Consider the following 18341-nt stretch of genomic DNA (forward strand, 5'->3'; position numbering starts at 1 on the left):
GATCGGCCCTTACACTCTAGATTGTCGGGCTTTCGTTTATCCGTCATTTGGTGCTCTCACCGCTTTTTCATATAGGATAAGTATGCATTTACAGTTGATGAGACATCTTCATCCTTCCTGCAAGCTGTTAAAATGAGAAAGCCTCTCTGCAAAGACAGAGAGGCTAGCGACCCGATCATCACCTCTCTTATCTTTCAAAACCTAAACGGCTTTGCAGGAATTGGCACCTTTTTGCACAGGAACCGTGCAAAGGTTGCCGGGTTTCATCGGGCCAGTCCCTCCACCTCTCTGGATAAGAGAATGTCTATCAGATTTTAAAACCAGTATAGTCACCCCCTAAACTGTTGTCAACTGTTTTTGGCGCGCTTTGTCATTGCCAGGGTGTAAGGTTTGTGCTATAGTCACATTAAACAGAGGGGAGCTGGGAGAGCCCGGCTGAGAGGGTACCCCCAAAATGGTACCGACCCGTTAAACCTGATCTGGATAATGCCAGCGCAGGGATCATAGTCGTCATCTGCTTGTGGACAGCAGACATGTGACGTTGCGCTTAAGCCAGTCCTGATCAGGATTGGCTTTCTTTACGTTTGAAGGAGGTGTGGACATGCCCCGTGTCAATGTCAGCATTCAAGTCATCCCCCGTGTGACAGGGGATCAAGATATTTACGACATCGTGGACGAAGCCATTGGCGTGATTCAGCAGTCGGGCGTGAAGTACGAAGTAGGTCCGATGGAGACGACGATGGAAGGTGAGTACGACGAGTTGATGGACGTTGTGAAGAGAGCCCAGGAAGCGGTGATTGCGGCGGGAAGCGAGCGGGTGATCACCATTGTGAAAATTGACTACAGTCCATCCGGGGTGACGATGGAAGAAAAAGTGGGCAAGTACCGGCAAAGGTGAATGGAACGTGAGACGCGTGAAGTGGCGACAGCATGCCATGACTGTTTGGCCGCCAGTCTTGCTCGCGACTGTGTTTCTCGCCCTGTGGGAACTCGGGGTGCATGTCTTTGACGTGGACATGTGGTTGTTGCCGGCGCCGAGTGACATAGTCTTTGCCTTTTTACACAATGTAGAAGTCGTCAACCGTCACATGTGGCCGACGTTGCAGGAAGCGATGCTCGGCTTTGCGACAGGCATTGCCGTAGCCCTGTCGTTAGCCGTTCTCATTGAACTGTCTCCCTGGCTGCGCCGGGGACTGTATCCGCTTTTGGTCGGGACGCAAACGGTGCCGATCATTGCTATCGCCCCTCTGTTTATCGTCTGGTTCGGGTACGGTTTGCTGCCAAAGGTGCTCATCGTCGCCCTGGTCACGTTTTTTCCGGTCGCTGTGAGTACAGTGGACGGGCTGAGTTCGGCAGACAGGGACATGGTGCGGTTACTACGGTCCATGGGGGCAGGAAAGTGGCAGATCTTTCGCATGGTGCGCTTTCCCCATGCGCTGCCGTACGTGTTTTCCGGTTTGAAGATCGCCGCGACGTACAGTGTCCTCGGGGCGGTTATCGCCGAGTGGTTAGGAGCCGATGCCGGGCTCGGCGTGATGCTCGTCCGGGCACAAAACTCGTTTTCTGCTGACAACGTGTTTGTCGCGATTGTCGTCATTACGTTCTGGAGTTTGGTGTTGTTTGGATTCATTCAGGCGGCGTCTCGATTGTTGGCGCCGTGGGCGTACACGCGCGAACAAGAACAGTGGGAAAGGAAGAACGCAAAGTGACACAACACAACCATTGGAGGACGGTCGTCGTCATCGTCAGCATGTCCTGTCTCCTCGTGTTATCTGCATGTGGGGGAGGAAACTCGGATACTCCGCAAGAAGAAGGACGAGACAGTGGAGAGGTTGAGAGTGACGAGTTGACGCAGGTGACCGTGATGCTCGACTGGGTGCCGAATACGAACCACACCGGTCTGTACGTCGCCCAGGAACAAGGCTATTTTGCCGAGGAAGGACTGGAGGTGGAGATCACCACGCCGGCTGAGACGTCAGCTAACCAGCTCGTCGGTGCGGGAAACGCTGAGTTTGGCGTAAGCTCGCAGGAGTATGTCATTCAGGCCAGGGCAGAAGGGATTCCTGTTGTCTCTATTGCTGCCGTCTTGCAGCACAACACGTCCGGTTTTGCTGCGCCGAAGGAGAAAAACATCACATCTCCGCAAGATTTTGTAGGGAAGACGTACGGCGGTTGGGGGTCGCCGATTGAAAACGCCTTTCTTAAGACAGTTCTGCGCATGGACGGCGTAGAAGTGGACGATGTCGAGGACAAAGTGAATATCGTCAATGTCGGAGAAGCCGATTTTTTTGCCGCTACGTCACGGGACGTTGACTTCCAATGGATTTATTACGGCTGGACGGGTATCGAAGCGGAATTGCGCGACTTTCCCATTGACATCATCTATTTGAACGATCTCGATCCGGTCCTCGATTTTTACACCCCGACGCTTATTACGAATGAGAGTATGATAGAGGAAAAGCCCGAAATAGTGGAGAAATTTATGCGCGCAGTGAGCAAGGGGTACTTGTTCGCCATCGATGAACCGGACGCAGCAGCAGAGATTTTGATTGAGGTGACACCTGAAACAGACCCCGAACTGATTCGCGCTTCTCAACAGTGGATGAGCGCACGTTACCGCGACGATGCGGAAACGTGGGGCGTGCAGGACGAACAGAGGTGGATCGACTTCACTGATTGGATGGTCGAACACGAACTGATTGAAACGGCCATTGATCCCACCGAAGCGTTTACCAATGCATTTTTACCGGAGTCGTAACGATGAAGATTGTGCTGGACACTCTGTGTAAAACATACCGCACCCCTTCTGGAGAATTGCCGGCTTTAAACGGTGTCAGCCTGACAGTAAAAGAAGGTGAATTTGTGAGTCTCATCGGGCCGAGCGGGTGCGGCAAGAGTACGCTGTTTAACATCGTGAGCGGTCTGGAGCACCCTGACCGCGGCACGGTAAAAAAAGATGGAGAAGACATCACGGGAGAGACCGGACACGTCAGTTACATGATGCAGAAGGACTGTCTCTTTCCTTGGCGGACAATCCTCGACAACGCTGTGGTCGGAGCGGAAGTGCGGGGAGCTTCTCGCAAGGAGGCACGGGAGAGAGCGCGGGAACTGCTGTCTGCCTTCGGTTTGGAACAGTTTGCCGACGCATACCCTGTCCGTCTGTCCGGTGGGATGCGGCAGCGCGCTGCGCTGTTGCGAACCGTGATGATGGAGCGCGATGTGTGGCTGCTGGATGAGCCGTTCGGCGCCCTCGACGCGTTGACGCGCGACCGCATGCAAGATTGGCTGTTGGGTATATGGGATCAGTTCAATCGTTCTATTTTGTTTATCACGCACAGTATCGACGAGGCGATCTACCTGTCCGACCGGGTGTACGTGCTGTCATCCCGTCCGGCCACTGTAACGGCTGAATGGTCGATTGAGTTGCCGCGCCCCCGGGGGCGCAAACTGGTCACGGACGAACGCTTTCTTTACTACAAGGAGCAGCTGTTGACAGAACTGAATCAAAACGAAAACCCCCGCTGACTTGACGAACGGGGGTTGTTTTACGTCCACGACGAGGCGACGCCTCACATGACTCAGCAATCGTTTAATTTTCACGAGCAGGTAACGTGAAGGTGACGCGGACACCGGATTGATCCGGCAAGTTGTCAGCTTCAATGTGTCCGCCGTGTAAGTGGACCAGTTCGCGGGTGATGGCGAGGCCTAAACCCGTTCCCTGTTTAGAGCGGGACTTATCGACTTTGGTGAACCGCTCCCACAAATAGGGGAGCTCTTCCGGCGGAATCGTCGTTCCTCTGTTGACGACAGTGATTTGGACCGCTTGACCTCCCTGAACGGAACGGGCGCCAATCTCGACCGATTCTCCGGCAGGCGAATGCTGTACGGCATTCCCGATCAAGTTGAGCAGTATTTGCTGCAAGCGGTCTTCGTCAGCCCAAACGACGAGTGACGGCTTGACATCCGACGTCACGGACAAAGGTTTGTTCTCCAACTGGGGTGATAAGCGGTCGAGGGTCTCCTCGACTGTCGGCTTTAAGGGAACGAGTTCGCGTTCCAGTTCAATCTTCCCCGACTGCAACCGGGAAAGGTCCAACAGATCGTGAACGAGACGGCTCAAGCGCTCGACGTCCTTTTGCATGATCGCCGTTACTTTCCCTTTGTCTTTTGCCGGTATTTTGTCCTCTTGTAGCAGTTCGAGAAACCCGGCCAGCGACGTGAGCGGGACGCGAAATTCGTGGGAGACGTTGGAAACGAATTGTTTGCTGAGTTGATCCAGGCGTTGCTGTTCTTTCATTGTCTCTTCTACGCGGTCGACCGCTTGATTGAATGTGGCGGCTAGATCGTCTAGTTCCTCGTACGATTCCATTCGGACGCGTTGTCGAAAATCGCCTTGCACCACTTTGCGCGCGACGTGTTGTATGTTGCGAATGGGTGTGACCGTGTAGCGAGACGTGCCGTACGAGATTAGGACGCCGAGGAGGATGGCGATCAGGCCGGAGTAGATGAGGGTCCGGCGCATGTGCGACAACGTTTCGGCGGATTGGCCCATCGGGTTTTTTAGAAGCAGGAGCCGGTTGCGCTCTCCGTCGATGAGGTACAGCTCCAGTTCCGGCAGACCGAACCAGGTGGCGGACGTCTTACGGAAAAGTTGCTGATCCCGCAACAGACTGTTCCATTCGTCCGGTGTGAAAGACAGGTTCTCGGCAGCCGAAGGGGGAGTTCATACAGTTCTATTCCGGCCAACTGCAACGTGTTGATCAAAATGGAACGCTCGGAGCGAATGACCCACCCCGATTCTCCAGGGACGACCACGCGGCGGGCGACGGCAGAGACGTTGTCCACGAGGCGGGACGACTCTTGCTCGACGAGGAACAGCCGAAAAAACGTATCGGCGGCAAACCCGATGGCCAGCACAGCGATGAGCACGACGATCGTGTGGGAGGTGATGAGGCGGGAAAACAGGGAGTTATACTTCCTCATCGCGCATCACTTCAAAGGTGTACCCGCTGCCCCAGACGGTGCGGATGTACCGGTAAGGGGCGGTACGGGATTCTAGTTTTTCTCTCAGCCGCTTGACGTGAGTGTCGACTGTGCGCGTGTCGCCGAGGTAGGCGTAGTCCCATATTTTACTGAGCAAGTGCTCCCGGCTGATCACTTGTCCCTTGTGTGTTGCCAAGTACAGCAGTAAGTCGAACTCTTTGCGGGTCAGCGTGACTGGCTGGCCTTTGGCCTTTACCAGGCGCTCGTCGCGGTGGATCGTAAGATTCGGCCAACTCATCACTTTTTTTGATTCCGGTTCCACTCTTCGCAGGACAGCCCTTATGCGGGCCAACAATTCTCCAGGGCTGAAAGGCTTGGTGATGTAATCGTCACTGCCTAGATTCAACCCTTTAATCTTGTCTTCCACTTCTCCTTTCGCGGTCAGCATGATGACGGGCGTCGATCCGCGGAGGCGTATCCGCTCCAGCACTTCCCAACCGTCTAGATCGGGGAGCATAATATCCAGTAGCACGAGGTCAGGGGTCATTTGTTCAAACAAATCCATTCCTTCTCTGCCGGAAAATGCCGAGCTGACCCGGTAAGTTTCACTTTCTAGCGTATATTTGAGCATTTCCTGAATGTGTTGGTCATCTTCGATCACGAGAATGTGCGCTTGCAACGGCAAGTCCCCTCCTCTACTCGATCATACCACGGTTTGTTCGATCGGTTAAAGTGGTTCGGTGGTACCTGAACGGGAGAGAAGGGCATGGGAACGAGAAGCGTGAAAATAGGTCCTAATTCCTAAAGGGAAACAATTGTGATAAGAAGAAATATTTCATATACAACCTCTCAATGTGCAGGGGATTGTAAAACTGAGTTAAAGGAGTTGGAAGCATGCAAAAGTGGTTGCCCCGTGTGGCCTTAGCTGTTTTACTCGTCTTTTCGTTCACCTTGCCAACGGTAGAAGATTCTGTTCAGGCGACAACGGGGAATGGGGAAGGGCCAGAACCTGTTGACATCGGCCCGAAGTTGCGGAGTGAAGAACTAGAGGAGATAGAGATCGATTCATCGTCTGTTCCGCTGCGGACATTTAGCGAAGCAGCGTTACAGACGTACGAACCGACACCGGGAACAGAGCGCTTCTTCCTGTCCTTAGACGATACGCAAGGATACTACTTTAAAGATTACACACTGCGGGCCGTCGGGGAATACGCAGAGATCTGGGTGGCGAATGACCGCGATTTCCCTCAGGAAGAGCGGAACGACTCTGTCGAGATTACGGACGAACAGGTGGCATACATCCTGTCCGAGTTCGACACGAACATTTACGGAAAAGTGACAGAGTTTTTCGGTATGCCGAATTCGCACAACGGAGAAAACCAGCATCAACTCATAACGGACACGTTCGGTGAAGATTACTATGTCAGTTCAGACGGCAGTGACCGGAACATCATTCTTGTCGACAACGTGCGGGACGCAAATTTCTACGATCCGGAATTTCCGAGTTACATTGCCGGATTTTACTCTCCGGTGTTCGAGATGTACACAGATCGCAATATTATCACGATCGATGCGTACGATTGGGAGAACCGAGTTGGACCGGATGCCGCTAGACCGCATCTGTACGAAGGAACGGTTGCCCACGAATACCAGCATCTCATCCACGACGACAACGATTCTGACGAAGAAACATGGATCAACGAAGGGATGTCCGACTTCGCAGAATTTCTCGTCGGGTACGGCCACCCTGACAGTCACGTGGACTTCTTCCGCGACCATCCGGAGAACTCTCTAGTCGCCTGGGAAGATCAAGGGCCGTATGAAATACTGGCTGACTACGGCATCGCGTACTTATTTCAACTCTATCTAAACGATCACTACGGCGGCAGCGAGTTCATCCAAGCCTTGGCAACCAATGAGAAGAACGGGATCGAAGGAGTGAACGACACGCTGCAGGCGTTTGGGTACGAAGTGACGTTTGAAGATGTGTACCGCGATTTCCAGACGGCCCTCGTCATTGACGCCGAAGACGGCGAAAACGAGAAGTACGGGTTTAAGAGTATCGACTTTACGATTAACGTCGATACAGAAGAAGCGTACAACACGCCCGGCGCTCCGGCGTGGGGTACCGACTTTGTCAAGCTCGAACGCAAAGATGTCCAAAGTTTATTTTTTGACGGAATTGATTTTCTGCCCACTGAATGGACGGTTGCCGACGATCCTGAAAATGCGGACAATGACGTGTTTTGGGGTGGAGCGGGTTCCCTTGCGAACCACTTCATGATTAAGGCCTTTGATTTAAGCGGAGTGGAAGGCGCCGAATTGACATTCGACACGTGGTACGAGATCGAAGAGGCGTGGGATTACGGTTTTGTGCAAGTGTCGACGGACGGAGGAGAGACGTGGACGTCCCTCGCCAACGAGAACACCCGGTCTGACCTCGATCCGAATGCCCATCCCAACGTCGTGGAAAATGTGCCCGGATTTACCGGTTCTTCTGGAGGATGGACGACCCAGACGTTTGATTTAAGCGCCTACGACGGGCAGCAAATCCTTCTCGCTTTCCGTTACGTCACCGACTGGGCTTCAGAAGAGGCTGGCTGGTATGTGGACAACATCCGTATAGATGCGGTTGGATATGAGAACGACGGCGGAAATCTCGACGATTTTCAAGGGTTGAACGAGGTGGTGGGGCGCTATGTCGACTACCTGGTGACGTTTATACAGGAGAAACCGCAAGGGAATCACGCTGTCATCCACGTCGACCCGTTTAACATGACGAGTGACGAGGAAAAAGAACTGGAATCGTTCACCCAGCTCAACCCTGGTGACGAGCTGGTGATGACCGTGACGTACGGTGCGCCGCAGGGAGATCTCGCCTACGCCGATTACGAATATGACGTGCGTTATCACCCCCACAGTGTTTCGGAGCTTCAAGTACTAGTGGAGCACTTTAACGAGGAAGGAGCCTTTCGTAACGACGGCGCCGTCCGCTCTTTGCTGGTCCATTTAATGGCAGTGGACCGCTTTGAACGGCAAGGGGATGCTGACAAGGTTGTGAAACACATGCAAAACTTTAAACAGTTGCTCGGGCACCAAGGGGAAAACGGGCTCATTTCAGCGGAAGCGCTCGACGTCCTGCAGAGCGGTGCGGACACTGTCATAGCCAAGTGGCAGGAGTAAAATGCAACACCCCCGTGGCAAGTTTGCGTTTGCCACGGGGGTTTGATGATGCGGGGACTTAAGATTTCATTTTCGGGTCCAGAGTGTCCCGCAGGCCGTCACCGAACAGATTAAAACCGAGTACCAGCAACATGATGCACAAGCCGGGGAATACGACCGTCCATGGAGCTGTCTGAATATACTGCCGAGCATCTGCCAGCATGCGGCCCCATTCCGGTGAAGGAGGTTGCGCGCCGAGACCGAGGAATCCCAATGCTGCTGCTTCTAAAATGGCCGTCCCGAAACTGAGGGACGCCTGGACAATGACGGGTGCCAGACTGTTCGGCAGAATGTGGTGTAACATGATGCGTCCGTGTCCCATCCCTTGAGCTTTTGCTCCGGTAATGTACTCTTCCTCTTTTACGCTGAGCACCTTGGAACGCACTAATCGCCCGAATGTGGGCACATTGATTACGGCGACAGCCAACATGGCGTTTTCAAGTGACGGCCCGAGGATCGCCACGATCGCGATGGCCAGTAAAATACTTGGGAATGCGAGCATGATGTCAAACAGGCGGGAGATGGTCATATCGACCCAACGTCCGAAGTATCCAGCGATCAACCCGAGCAGTGTCCCGCAGACGATGGCGCTGAACACGGAAACAAAACCGATGTATATGGAAATTCGAGCCCCGTACACGACACGGGTAAAGATGTCCCGCCCAAAATGGTCCGTGCCGAACCACGCAGCCTCGGAAGGGCTTGTCAACCGTTCAGCCACGTGCTGCTGGGTCGGTTCGTATGTCGTCATGAAGGGGGCCAGCAATCCGACGCTGACAAAACTGACAATAATGAGTAATCCGAGGATGGCCATTTTGTTTCTTTTCAAGTTTCTGAAGCTCTCCCGCCACGGGTTGTCAGGTGCCATCCCATCTGTTCCCCGTGGGGAATTGGTTGGAGAGATCGAGTGATGTCGGTTGACACTGGGAGGCGGCAACACAATCACCCCTTGCTCATAGCGGATTCTCGGGTCCAAATAGGCGTAGAGTAAATCCACGATAAAATTGATGATCACAAACATGAAGGCGATGACGAGTACACCCGATTGAATCACCGGGTAGTCCCTGTAGCCGATCGCTTCGTAAATGTAGCGCCCGATACCGGGCCAACTGAAGATCGTTTCCGTCAACAGTGCTCCGCCGAGCAAGGTTCCCGCTTGCAAACCGATGACAGTGAGTACGGGAATCATGGCATTTCTCAGCCCGTGTTTGTAAATGATGAAAAACGGTCGCACGCCTTTCGCCTGTGCCGTTCGCACAAAGTCGGATCGCAACACTTCTAACATACTGGAACGGGTCATCCTGGCGATCACAGCCATGGGGATCGTCGCCAGGGCCGTCGCTGGCAAAACTAAGTGACGGAGGACGTCTTTTACATGATCCCAATTTCCCGCGAGCACGGCATCCACGACATACAGATACGTGATGGGCTCCACCGGATTTCGCGGATCATCCCTTCCAAAAGCGGGGAGCCAACCTAACTCTTGGGAGAACAGCCACTGCTGCATTAAACCAAGCCAGAAGATCGGCATGGACACGCCAATCAAGGCCATGAGCATAACCGCATAATCAAAGATGGAATTGTGTTTCCAGGCGCTGACAATCCCTGCATTGATTCCGACAACGGTGGCAATGAGCATGGCGGAAACTGTGAGTTCCAACGTTGCCATGAAGTACGGGACAATCTCTGTGGAGATTGGTGCTTTCGTACGCAATGATTCCCCTAGGTTCCCTTGCAGCAAATCTTTTACATAAATCGCGTACTGCACCGGGTACGGCTTGTTTAAGCCGAGGCGTTTCTCCAATGCGGCCACTGTTTCCGGACGCGCCTGATCTCCTAAGATCGTTTGCGCCGGATTTCCCGGAATGAGGTGAACGATGGAAAACGTCATGATTGTCATCCCGATGAGGACGGGGATTAAAATAAGGGTGCGTCGAATGACATACGAAAGCACGGGTACCCCCTCTTTTCCTCTCTAGTCTGATGGCGAGAGTGAAGAAAGGAAAGCGGTCAAATGTCGAGTTGCTCTCCTTACGCTTCTTCTGTTCAATCGGTTATGTGTACTTTTGTCAACGGTTCGGTTACGGATAGATGGGGAACGTAGTCTTGGACGCGTTTACTGACCCCCAACGCGGGACGAGTGTGCACAAGGGGAATCATCGCGGCGTCTTCGTGGACGATTTCCTGGGCTCGTGCGTACATCGCTGCCCGTTCCTTTTCATCGAGCACGGATTGGGCATCTAACAGCAGTTCAGTTAAATCGCGGTTGCGGTACCGGGAGTAATTCGGATCGGGAATGGAATGCTCGGCCAGCAGGTTGTTCAAGAAATAGTCCGGGTCGCCGTTCACACCCGACCAGCCGATCATGTACACTTCCTGGTTGCCTTGTGTCAGTTCATCTAAATACGTCGCCCACTCCATCGTGACAATGTTCGCTGTCAAACCGATTTCAGCAAAATCCGTCTGCAATGCTTCTGCCGCTCTGTTTGGATCGGGCATGTAAGGGCGCGGGACGGGCATCGTCCACAAATCAAATGTAAAGCCGTCTGCATATCCGGCCTCAGCCAGTAAATCACGTGCTTTTTCCGGGTCGTATTCGTACGGCGCTATGTCATCGTTGTACCCGAGGTACGAAGGAGGGAGAGGGTTTTTGGCCGGTTCAGCCAAATCGTTGTAGACCGTTGCAATCAAGTTTTCTTTATTTACGGCGTAATTCATCGCCTTCCGCACGAGGGGATCGTTGAACGGCTCCTTTTCCATGTTAAACCCGAGATACCCGATATTGTTCGCATCACGCTGCAACAGTTCAACGTTCGGATCTCCCTCGACTCGCTCTAGATCGTCGGGGTTCAGGCCGTCGGCGATGTCGACTTCACCTGACTGAAGGGCCGTCAAGCGGGCCGCGTTATCTGGAATGACTTGGAAAATAACGCGGTCGACGAGCGGGTATCCATCTTGCCAGTAGTTTTCATTCTTCACGAGGGTGATGGCATCATCGCGAACCCATTCTTCAAATACGAACGGACCGGTGCCGACCGGGTGCTCGACGATGTCCGTCCCGTACGTTTCGAGACTTTTAGGTGAAGCCAAGCCGAAGTAGGACATGGCCATGTTCTGTAAAAAGGCCGGAACCGGGCGTTTCAACACGAACTCCACAGTGTGTTCGTCAATTTTGTTGATTTCCTCGATGACGTGAGATTCGTCGTCTTTCAGTCCGCCGAATTGATTGACATAGCTGCTGTAGATGAATCCTTCTTCAGCGAAATGGTACGGATGTTCCGGGTCAGACCAGCGTTCAAAGTTGAAAATGACCGCATCGGCGTCAAACGGTGTTCCGTCGTGAAATTCAACTCCTTTCCGCAGGTGAAACGTGTAGCTTAAGCCGTCTTCAGATACGTCCCAACTTTCCGCCAGCCCCGGCTCAATCTCAAAAGAGTCCTCAGCAAACCGGGTTAACGTTTCGAACACTTGGACAGTGACGCGGGACGCTTCTCCGTCTGCTGTGCTGCCGGGATCCAGTGACGATGAATCTGCACCGCGGGCGAAGATCAACGTTCCGCCGCCAGAAGGGGTTGGCCCGCTGTCGCCTCCGGCGTCCTCTGCTGAAGTTTCAGCAGCGTCGTCGTTTCCTCCTCCGCAGGCCGCAAGAATTAACACCGCGGCCAAAACGAGAGCGACGAATTGACAACTCTGTTTTCTCACTTTCGCGTTCCTCCTTAATTGGACGTTTTCTCACTCCGACGTCGCCTGTACCTTGTCTCCTTGGCGCTCTCTCGGTGAGTACAGATGACACGCCACGTAGTGACTCCGCTCGTGTTCTACTAACGAAGGTCGTACTTCTTGACAGACGTCCATCGCATAAGGACAGCGGGTGTGAAAAGCGCATCCCCGGGGAGGATTTTCCGGATCAGGAACATCTCCTTCCAACAAAATGCGCTCCCGCTGTGCTTCTTCTGGGTCGTCTATGGGGATGGAAGAGAGCAATGCTTCCGTGTACGGGTGTTTGGGCTTTTCGTAAAGATTTTCGTTTGGTGCCAGTTCCACGATCCTTCCTAAGTACATGACTCCCACTCGGTTGCAAAAGGTGCGGATTACGCTGAGATCGTGAGAAATAAAGACGTAAGTCAGTTTGAATTCGTCCTTCAAATCTTGGAGCAAGTTTAACACTTGCGATTGGACAGAAACGTCAAGGGCTGAAACCGGTTCGTCTGCCACGATCAGCTTCGGGTTTAAAGCTAAAGCCCGGGCAATGCCGATGCGTTGCTGTTGTCCGCCGCTGAGCTGATGGGGGTAGCGCACAGCGTAATCATCACTGAGGCCGACGATATTCAAAAGGTGCATAACCCGTTCCCGGCGCTCCTTTTTATTTCCGCAACCGTGAACGAGCAGCGGCTCTCCGACAATTTTTTCCAATTTGTGGCGCGGATTCAAAGATTGAGAAGGATCTTGAAGTACGATTTGCATCTTTTTCCGGACTTGCCGCATCTGTTTGTAGGAATAGTGTGTAATATCTCTTCCGCCGAAGACGATACGGCCGTCGGTCGGCTCGAGGAGACGCAATGCAACCCGTCCCAATGTCGATTTGCCGCAACCGCTCTCTCCGACGATCCCCAACACTTCCCCCCGTTCAACCGAGAGCGAAATATCATCCGCGGCCTTGACATAACCGATTGTACGCCTCAATGGACCGCCCTTGACCGGGTAGTATTTTTTCACGTGTTCTAGCTTTAAAAGCACGTTATTCAATGCGTTGGCTCCCTTCTTCTCGGTGTAACAAACATCGGGAACGCCTTCCGTTTCCCAACGGGTACAGTTCCGGTGCCTCCTTCCAACACGAATCAAAGGCGAAGGTACAACGGGGAGCAAAGGCACATCCTCGTTTTAAGCTGCCTGGCTTCGGGACAGTGCCGGGAATCGAGTAGAGCCGTTGGCTTCGCTCTTTTCTTTTGGGAACAGAAGCGATGAGGCCTTGTGTGTAAGGGTGTTGCGGATCTTTTAGTATGCTGCGGACATCCCCTTCTTCCACCACTTTTCCCGCATACATGACGAGGACTCTCTCGCACACTTCCGCTACGACGCCTAAATCGTGAGTAATGAGCAAAATGGCGGTGCCTTGTTCTTGATTCAACTGTTTCATCAAATTTAATATTTGCGCTTGGATGGTCACATCTAAAGCTGTGGTCGGTTCGTCCGCGATCAGCAGTTCTGGCTGACACGCCATAGCCATGGCAATCATGACGCGTTGACGCATTCCGCCGGACAACTGGTGAGGGTAGTCTTTCACGGTGCGTTCAGCTCGCGGAATGCCGACTTTACTTAACATTTCGACACTTTGACGCAGCGCTTCTTTGCGTGACGCTTTTTTGTGAATGCGAATGACTTCCGAAATCTGGTGGCCGATGGTGAAAGTGGGGTTGAGGGAGGACATCGGATCCTGAAAGATCATGGAGATGTCGTTCCCCCGCAGTTGGCGCATTCGACGCTCTGTTGCGTGAATTAAATCTTCCGATTTGAACTCCATTTTGTCTGCAGAAATTTTCCCGGGAGGTTGGGGAATGAGTTTCAAAACGGAGAGGGAGGTCACACTTTTTCCGCATCCCGATTCTCCCACTAGACCGACAATTTCACCCTTGTACAAAGAGAAGTCAATTCCGTTTACAGCAGGAATTACGCCTTTGTCGGTGGAGAATTGCGTGTGCAAGCGGTTTACGCGCAATATCGGTTCTGACACTACTTCAACCATCGTAACCTCCCCGCAGTGGACGTGTATGAGTAAAATGTTTATGGGCAAATCCGAGGAATGATGTTGAAAAAAGTATAGAAAAAGGTCTCTCTTCTTGGTAAAGTGTTAAGCGACTAAACCAAACACTACCAAGGAGTGAGAGACCTCGTGCAGAAGGATACCATGATTTGGCCAACGATGGAAGAGTTAGAGGAGATGTTGTTTCGGCTATTACAGGAACAGTTTGCAGCCGCAATGACATATATCCTGGAGGACATTGACCGACAGATCATGGAGCAAAGGGACAAAAAGAGATACCGCTTGAAGAATGCATACGAAATCGACGTAGATACCCTGTTTGGTACGGTTACTTTCAAGCGGAGGATTTATCTAGATCGGCAAACAGGAAAACATGTCTACTTACTTGATCAGATGCTCCAGTATGACGGACAGAAAAAAATCAGTCCTTGCCTCGAGGAGGTGGCTGTAGCTTTTGCCAGCCAGGGGCCTTCCTACCGTGACAGTGCAGATCGACTGGAAAAACTGTTGGGGTATCGACCGCTGAGCCATGAAGCGATTAGAGGCAGGCTCATCTCCGAGGCAGAGACCCTGATCCAAAAGCCAGTCAAACGCAAGGCACCGCCTGTTTTGTTCATCGAAGCAGATGGTTTGTACACCAAGCTGCAGCGGACCAAGGCGAAGGGGATCGAGCACCGAATAGCCATTGTCCATGAGGGGTGGGAAAAAGAAGGGGGGCGCATCTGTCTGAAAGAAAAGAAACACTACCTGCATGAACGGGGCGACTTTTGGGAAGGATTGGGCAGGTTTCTTAGTCAACATTATGAGTTGGATGGGGACACCTGGCTTGTGGTCAATGGAGACGGCGCTCCCTGGATTAAAGAATGCCAATCGTATTTCCACCGGTGCATTTTTCAACTAGACCGCTTCCATGTTGCCCGGGAACTGAGAAACTATGTGGGACATCTGCCCGGACAGTGGCGACGCATCAGAAAAGCCCTGGCCGAATATGACGTGCCCCCCCTGCTTTCAGCACTCGAACAAGTGGCCGACACGGACATCCCGACAGAAAAAAGAACCGGGTATCGTCAGTATGTCCGCTATCTGCAAAGGAATCAGGACGACTTGCGGGATTACCGGGAAGTCTTGCGCCAGGCGGGTCTTGACACAACAGGTATGCGACCGATGGGAAGTGCGGAAGCCCAGATGCGCGTGATGGCCAAACGAACCAAACGCGGAGGATACAGCTGGAGTAAAAGAGGCATCAGAGCGATGCTAAAGGCCATTATTAGATTTAAGGAAGGCTGGGACAATCAGGCCGGCATACAAAGGGCAGCCGCAGAGAAAACGGATGTATTCAGAGAAGCCAATATGAAGCAATTATTGCAAGAAGTCCAGCAGACATCACAGGGATGTTTGAACGGCGTCATACGGCTGTTGAAGGGACCGATGCAAAGCAGTCCAACCGGCATGGCATTAAAAGGATTGAGAGGTTTTTAAAAACCATCCCCAAATACTCAATAACCGAGCAGAAGGAATTAGAACGCTTCCAAGAGGTCAGAGATTTTTAAATCATTCAGCTCGGAAAAGAGCTTGCCCATAAATGCTTGACTCAAACAATGCTTGACTCAAACGTGGACGTATCGTCGTCTGTCCCATTCAATTATTATGTTATTATGAATAGTACAAAACTATGACATGGTCGTCTTTTGTCCAAACTCAAGGGCATGGGGAGCCTTAATGGGTCATAAAGTGAAAGTGATGGGCGGGTTGAGGAGCGGAACGGCTTTTTAGCGTTGTGCCGTGTCAAAGCTGGTCAGAGGGACCGACCTTGTCGTTGCTGTTGGTGTCGAGACCGGACGCGTCACGTCGAGAATGAATGGTCGAAGAGAGTGTTGTTGCCGATGGTACACAAACAATTGTGGGAAATAGCTGAGGCCATGAAACCGTGGCTCGTCGAAGTGCGGCGGGATTTTCACCGCCACCCTGAACTCGGTATGGAAGAATACCGGACGCGGGATAAAATCGTGCAGTACTTGCAAGAAATGGGGATTCCTCATAAAGCCAATATCGCCAACACGGGAGTTGTCGGCTTCATAGAGGGAGGGTCAAGCGGAAGGACTGTCGCTTTGCGCGCCGACATGGATGCCCTTCCCATTGCAGAACAAAATGACGTCGTTTACAAATCGACCGTCCCCGGGAAGATGCACGCGTGTGGCCACGATGCGCACATGGCGATTTTGCTCGGAGCCGCCCGCCTGTTAAACGGCCAAAAGTCGCATCTTTCCGGCAACGTCAAGCTGATTTTCCAACCGGCAGAAGAAACGGTCGGGGGTGCAAAACCGATGATCGCAGCCGGTGTGCTGGACAGTCCGAAGGTAGACGCTGCTTTCGGTCTGCACGTCGCTCCGGAAATACCCGTCGGCCAAATCGGTTGGAGGTACGGTCAGATGAACGCAGCGTCGGACACGATTTTGATCACTGTGAAAGGGAACAAAGCCCACGGCGCATCTCCGCATACCGGCACGGACGCTGTCGTCATCGCCGCCCACGTCATCACGGCTTTGCAGACGATCGTCAGCCGCAACGTCGACCCGCGCCAGTCGGCGGTCATCTCCATCGGCGCGATTCAAGGTGGAACGCAAGGCAACATCATTGCCGATGAAGTGACCATGACCGGCACCGTGCGGACATTAGATCCTGACGTGCGTCAAACTGTGTTGCAGCGGATCGACGATGTGCTGCAGTACACGACGCGGAGCATGGGCGGGGACTATGCGTTTGAACTGGGGGATGACGGCTACATCGCCCTCATCAACGACGATGCGATGGTGGATATCGTGAAACAGAGTGGCGAAACACTGCTGGGAAAGGAAAACGTGACCCAGATTCCCCTCCCGAGCATGGGTGTGGAAGACTTTTCTTACTTTGCAGCGGCTGTCCCGTCGGCATTCTACAGGTTAGGTTGCCGGAATGAAGCAAAAGGAATTGTTCACGGTGCCCACACCAGCCGCTTTGACATAGACGAAGACTGCTTGCCCATCGGTTCAGCCCTCCAGGCGCTCAATGCTTTAACCTTTTTGACCACATGACGGTCTATCTCCACCTTTGTTCAGACTCGTTCATGCCTCAACGGGCCCTTTTCTGCTGGCTTCATCGTTTTGCCCCTTTGTCACTAAGTCGATGAAAGCTTTCACCTGTTTCAAGTGTTGAGACGTCTTGTCGCTCAAGAGCCACGTTTCCCGTTGGATCGGTTGCTGCCCGTCGTCTAAAAGGGGGATTTTGTTGATGCGGCGGTCGACCGTTGTCAAACTGATGGACGGCAAAATGGCATACCCAATCCCATTCAGAGCCAGTTGTTTGCACGTCTCAATTTGGTCGACAACGATGGTGCGCTCGGGCACACCGCCGAACTGTTTGCGCCACCAGCTTTGAATTTCCTGGTAGTAGGTGGAATCGCTCTTAAATTGAATGAACGGCCTGGAAGTTTCTTTAAGTTCTTCTAGGGATGTAATCGTAGTGTCAACTAAATACAGCTCATCACTGAATAAGTGATAGACGTTCCCCCTCCACTCTGGTTCACCGCGAATAATGCCGATGTGGAAGTTGTCTTCGTACAGGTGTTTGACACTGTCACTGCTCCAGCCCGTCGTAAGGGAAATTTTCACAAGGGGGTACTTTTCGACGTATTGCTTTAAAACACCGGGCAGCCAGTACTGTCCGACAATGGACGCCACTGCCAATTTCAGCGTGCCGCTGACGCGTTTTTCTAAGGACGAAAGTTCTTCTAACAACTTCTCTTCCCGCTGCAGCGTTTCGTTGACGTAACGAATAATTTTTTCGCCAGGAGGCGTTAAGATCAGGCCCTTTTGCGAACGCAAAAAGATTTTTTGTCCCCACGCTTTCTCAATCGATTGCAACCGTTGACTGAGGGCCGGTTGGGATATGTAAAGCCGTTCGGCAGCTTTGCGCATATTCAGCTCTTGTGCCAGTACCGCTAAAATTTCAAAGTCTGTCAAGCGCATGTGTCGGTCACCCTGCCTCGTTATCATAAGTTTTTGTTATTGAAATTAATTATATCATTATAATTTGACTATCTTTCGAATCGTCGTATAGTCTAGTTAGCGGTGTAAAGGAGTCACGCTCGATGGACCCCTTCTTTCTCATGTGCGTCGGTATGACAGCGACGTTTGTCGGGACGATGGCCGGAAGCGGAAGGTTATCAACTTTCCGGCGATGATGTTGTGGGACACTGATCCACCCTGTCGTCGCAGTGAACGAGTTTTTCCAATGTATCGGTCCCCTCTCTACTTTCTTTAACGTTATTTGTCGAGAAAAAGATTTCAAGAAGGTGGTGATCGTGCCGTTCCTGTTATGAGGAGAGGTGAAAAAGTTG

The 18341-nt window shown here is 52.4% G+C and carries 15 protein-coding genes, 1 pseudogene and 2 riboswitches; of the genes and pseudogenes, 7 read left to right on the forward strand and 9 right to left on the reverse strand.

What is annotated here, in order from left to right:
- Window positions 1-184: 184 nt before the first annotated feature.
- Window positions 185-299, reverse strand: a riboswitch (SAM riboswitch).
- Between the two features lie 105 nt (window positions 300-404).
- Window positions 405-518, forward strand: a riboswitch (TPP riboswitch).
- 83 nt (window positions 519-601) lie between these two features.
- From B0W44_RS09090 to B0W44_RS09105, 4 genes are read left to right on the forward strand one after another with little or no spacing between them, the layout of a single operon-like run.
- On the forward strand, window positions 602-898 hold the full coding sequence (locus B0W44_RS09090) for an MTH1187 family thiamine-binding protein (protein WP_077719785.1): 297 nt from the start codon (window positions 602-604) through the stop codon (window positions 896-898).
- Between the two features lie 7 nt (window positions 899-905).
- Window positions 906-1709: an ABC transporter permease gene (locus B0W44_RS09095; RefSeq protein WP_228440901.1), complete on the forward strand. Its 804-nt coding sequence runs from the start codon at window positions 906-908 to the stop codon at window positions 1707-1709.
- A complete protein-coding gene (locus B0W44_RS09100) occupies window positions 1706-2758 on the forward strand; it encodes an ABC transporter substrate-binding protein (RefSeq protein ID WP_228440904.1) in 1053 nt (350 codons plus the stop codon). Before B0W44_RS09095 ends, B0W44_RS09100 begins: the two co-directional genes overlap by 4 nt.
- Before the next feature lie 2 nt (window positions 2759-2760).
- Window positions 2761-3525, forward strand: a complete 765-nt coding sequence (locus B0W44_RS09105; protein WP_077719786.1) for an ABC transporter ATP-binding protein — start codon at window positions 2761-2763, stop codon at window positions 3523-3525.
- A 64-nt stretch (window positions 3526-3589) separates the two neighbouring features.
- On the opposite strand, the gene B0W44_RS09110 is transcribed toward B0W44_RS09105, so the two are convergent.
- From B0W44_RS09110 to B0W44_RS09120, 3 genes are read right to left on the reverse strand one after another with little or no spacing between them, the layout of a single operon-like run.
- Entirely contained in the window at window positions 3590-4666 is a 1077-nt protein-coding gene (locus B0W44_RS09110) for a sensor histidine kinase (protein ID WP_169835506.1), read from the reverse strand.
- Window positions 4561-4983: a hypothetical protein gene (locus B0W44_RS09115; protein ID WP_077719788.1), complete on the reverse strand. Its 423-nt coding sequence runs from the start codon at window positions 4981-4983 to the stop codon at window positions 4561-4563. Before B0W44_RS09115 ends, B0W44_RS09110 begins: the two co-directional genes overlap by 106 nt.
- Complete coding sequence (locus B0W44_RS09120; RefSeq protein ID WP_077721318.1) at window positions 4970-5662, reverse strand: response regulator transcription factor; 693 nt, start codon at window positions 5660-5662, stop codon at window positions 4970-4972. Before B0W44_RS09120 ends, B0W44_RS09115 begins: the two co-directional genes overlap by 14 nt.
- Window positions 5663-5877: 215 nt before the next feature.
- Here B0W44_RS09120 and B0W44_RS09125 point away from each other — a divergent pair, with 215 nt between their 5' ends.
- Complete coding sequence (locus B0W44_RS09125) at window positions 5878-8166, forward strand: FIMAH domain-containing protein (RefSeq protein ID WP_077719789.1); 2289 nt, start codon at window positions 5878-5880, stop codon at window positions 8164-8166.
- Between the two features lie 58 nt (window positions 8167-8224).
- Here the strand turns inward: B0W44_RS09125 and nikC are convergent, their stop codons facing one another.
- The 5 genes and pseudogenes from nikC to B0W44_RS09145 all read right to left on the reverse strand — a co-directional run bounded on the left by nikC (window position 8225) and on the right by B0W44_RS09145 (window position 13936).
- Complete coding sequence (gene nikC, locus B0W44_RS18515; protein ID WP_169835672.1) at window positions 8225-9073, reverse strand: nickel transporter permease; 849 nt, start codon at window positions 9071-9073, stop codon at window positions 8225-8227.
- Window positions 9074-9160: 87 nt separating this feature from the next.
- A pseudogene (locus B0W44_RS18520) lies at window positions 9161-10159 on the reverse strand (ABC transporter permease); the annotation flags it as partial.
- Window positions 10160-10251: 92 nt separating this feature from the next.
- A complete protein-coding gene (locus B0W44_RS09135; protein WP_077719791.1) occupies window positions 10252-11907 on the reverse strand; it encodes an ABC transporter substrate-binding protein in 1656 nt (551 codons plus the stop codon).
- A 30-nt stretch (window positions 11908-11937) separates the two neighbouring features.
- Window positions 11938-12951 (reverse strand): ABC transporter ATP-binding protein, encoded by a 1014-nt coding sequence (locus tag B0W44_RS09140; RefSeq protein ID WP_077719792.1) that lies wholly within the window; start codon window positions 12949-12951, stop codon window positions 11938-11940.
- Window positions 12944-13936, reverse strand: coding sequence for an ABC transporter ATP-binding protein (locus B0W44_RS09145; protein ID WP_077721319.1), 993 nt, complete (start codon window positions 13934-13936; stop codon window positions 12944-12946). The genes B0W44_RS09140 and B0W44_RS09145 overlap by 8 nt, the downstream gene beginning before the upstream one ends.
- Window positions 13937-14095: 159 nt before the next feature.
- On the opposite strand from B0W44_RS09145, the gene B0W44_RS09150 reads away from it, so the two are divergent.
- Window positions 14096-15445 carry an ISLre2 family transposase gene (locus B0W44_RS09150; RefSeq protein ID WP_418304042.1) on the forward strand — a complete coding sequence of 450 codons (1350 nt, stop codon included), beginning with the start codon at window positions 14096-14098 and terminating at the stop codon, window positions 15443-15445.
- Between the two features lie 404 nt (window positions 15446-15849).
- On the forward strand, window positions 15850-17037 hold the full coding sequence (locus B0W44_RS09155; RefSeq protein WP_077719793.1) for a M20 metallopeptidase family protein: 1188 nt from the start codon (window positions 15850-15852) through the stop codon (window positions 17035-17037).
- A gap of 30 nt (window positions 17038-17067) precedes the next feature.
- Here the strand turns inward: B0W44_RS09155 and B0W44_RS09160 are convergent, their stop codons facing one another.
- Window positions 17068-17970 (reverse strand): transcriptional regulator CcpC, encoded by a 903-nt coding sequence (locus B0W44_RS09160; protein WP_077719794.1) that lies wholly within the window; start codon window positions 17968-17970, stop codon window positions 17068-17070.
- Window positions 17971-18341: the final 371 nt, after the last annotated feature.

The sequence above is a fragment of the Novibacillus thermophilus genome (assembly GCF_002005165.1).
In the GTDB taxonomy this organism is placed as follows: domain Bacteria; phylum Bacillota; class Bacilli; order Thermoactinomycetales; family Novibacillaceae; genus Novibacillus; species Novibacillus thermophilus.

Bases quoted from the DNA above. Each gene is read 5' to 3' on its own strand.
- B0W44_RS09155 (WP_077719793.1), top strand. From the start codon at position 15,850: ATGGTACACAAACAATTGTGGGAAATAGCTGAGGCCATGAAACCGTGG.
- B0W44_RS09090 (WP_077719785.1), top strand. From the start codon at position 602: ATGCCCCGTGTCAATGTCAGCATTCAAGTCATCCCCCGTGTGACAGGG.
- B0W44_RS09115 (WP_077719788.1), bottom strand. From the start codon at position 4,983: ATGAGGAAGTATAACTCCCTGTTTTCCCGCCTCATCACCTCCCACACG.
- B0W44_RS09105 (WP_077719786.1), top strand. From the start codon at position 2,761: ATGAAGATTGTGCTGGACACTCTGTGTAAAACATACCGCACCCCTTCT.
- B0W44_RS09160 (WP_077719794.1), bottom strand. From the start codon at position 17,970: ATGCGCTTGACAGACTTTGAAATTTTAGCGGTACTGGCACAAGAGCTG.
- nikC (WP_169835672.1), bottom strand. From the start codon at position 9,073: ATGGCACCTGACAACCCGTGGCGGGAGAGCTTCAGAAACTTGAAAAGA.
- B0W44_RS09125 (WP_077719789.1), top strand. From the start codon at position 5,878: ATGCAAAAGTGGTTGCCCCGTGTGGCCTTAGCTGTTTTACTCGTCTTT.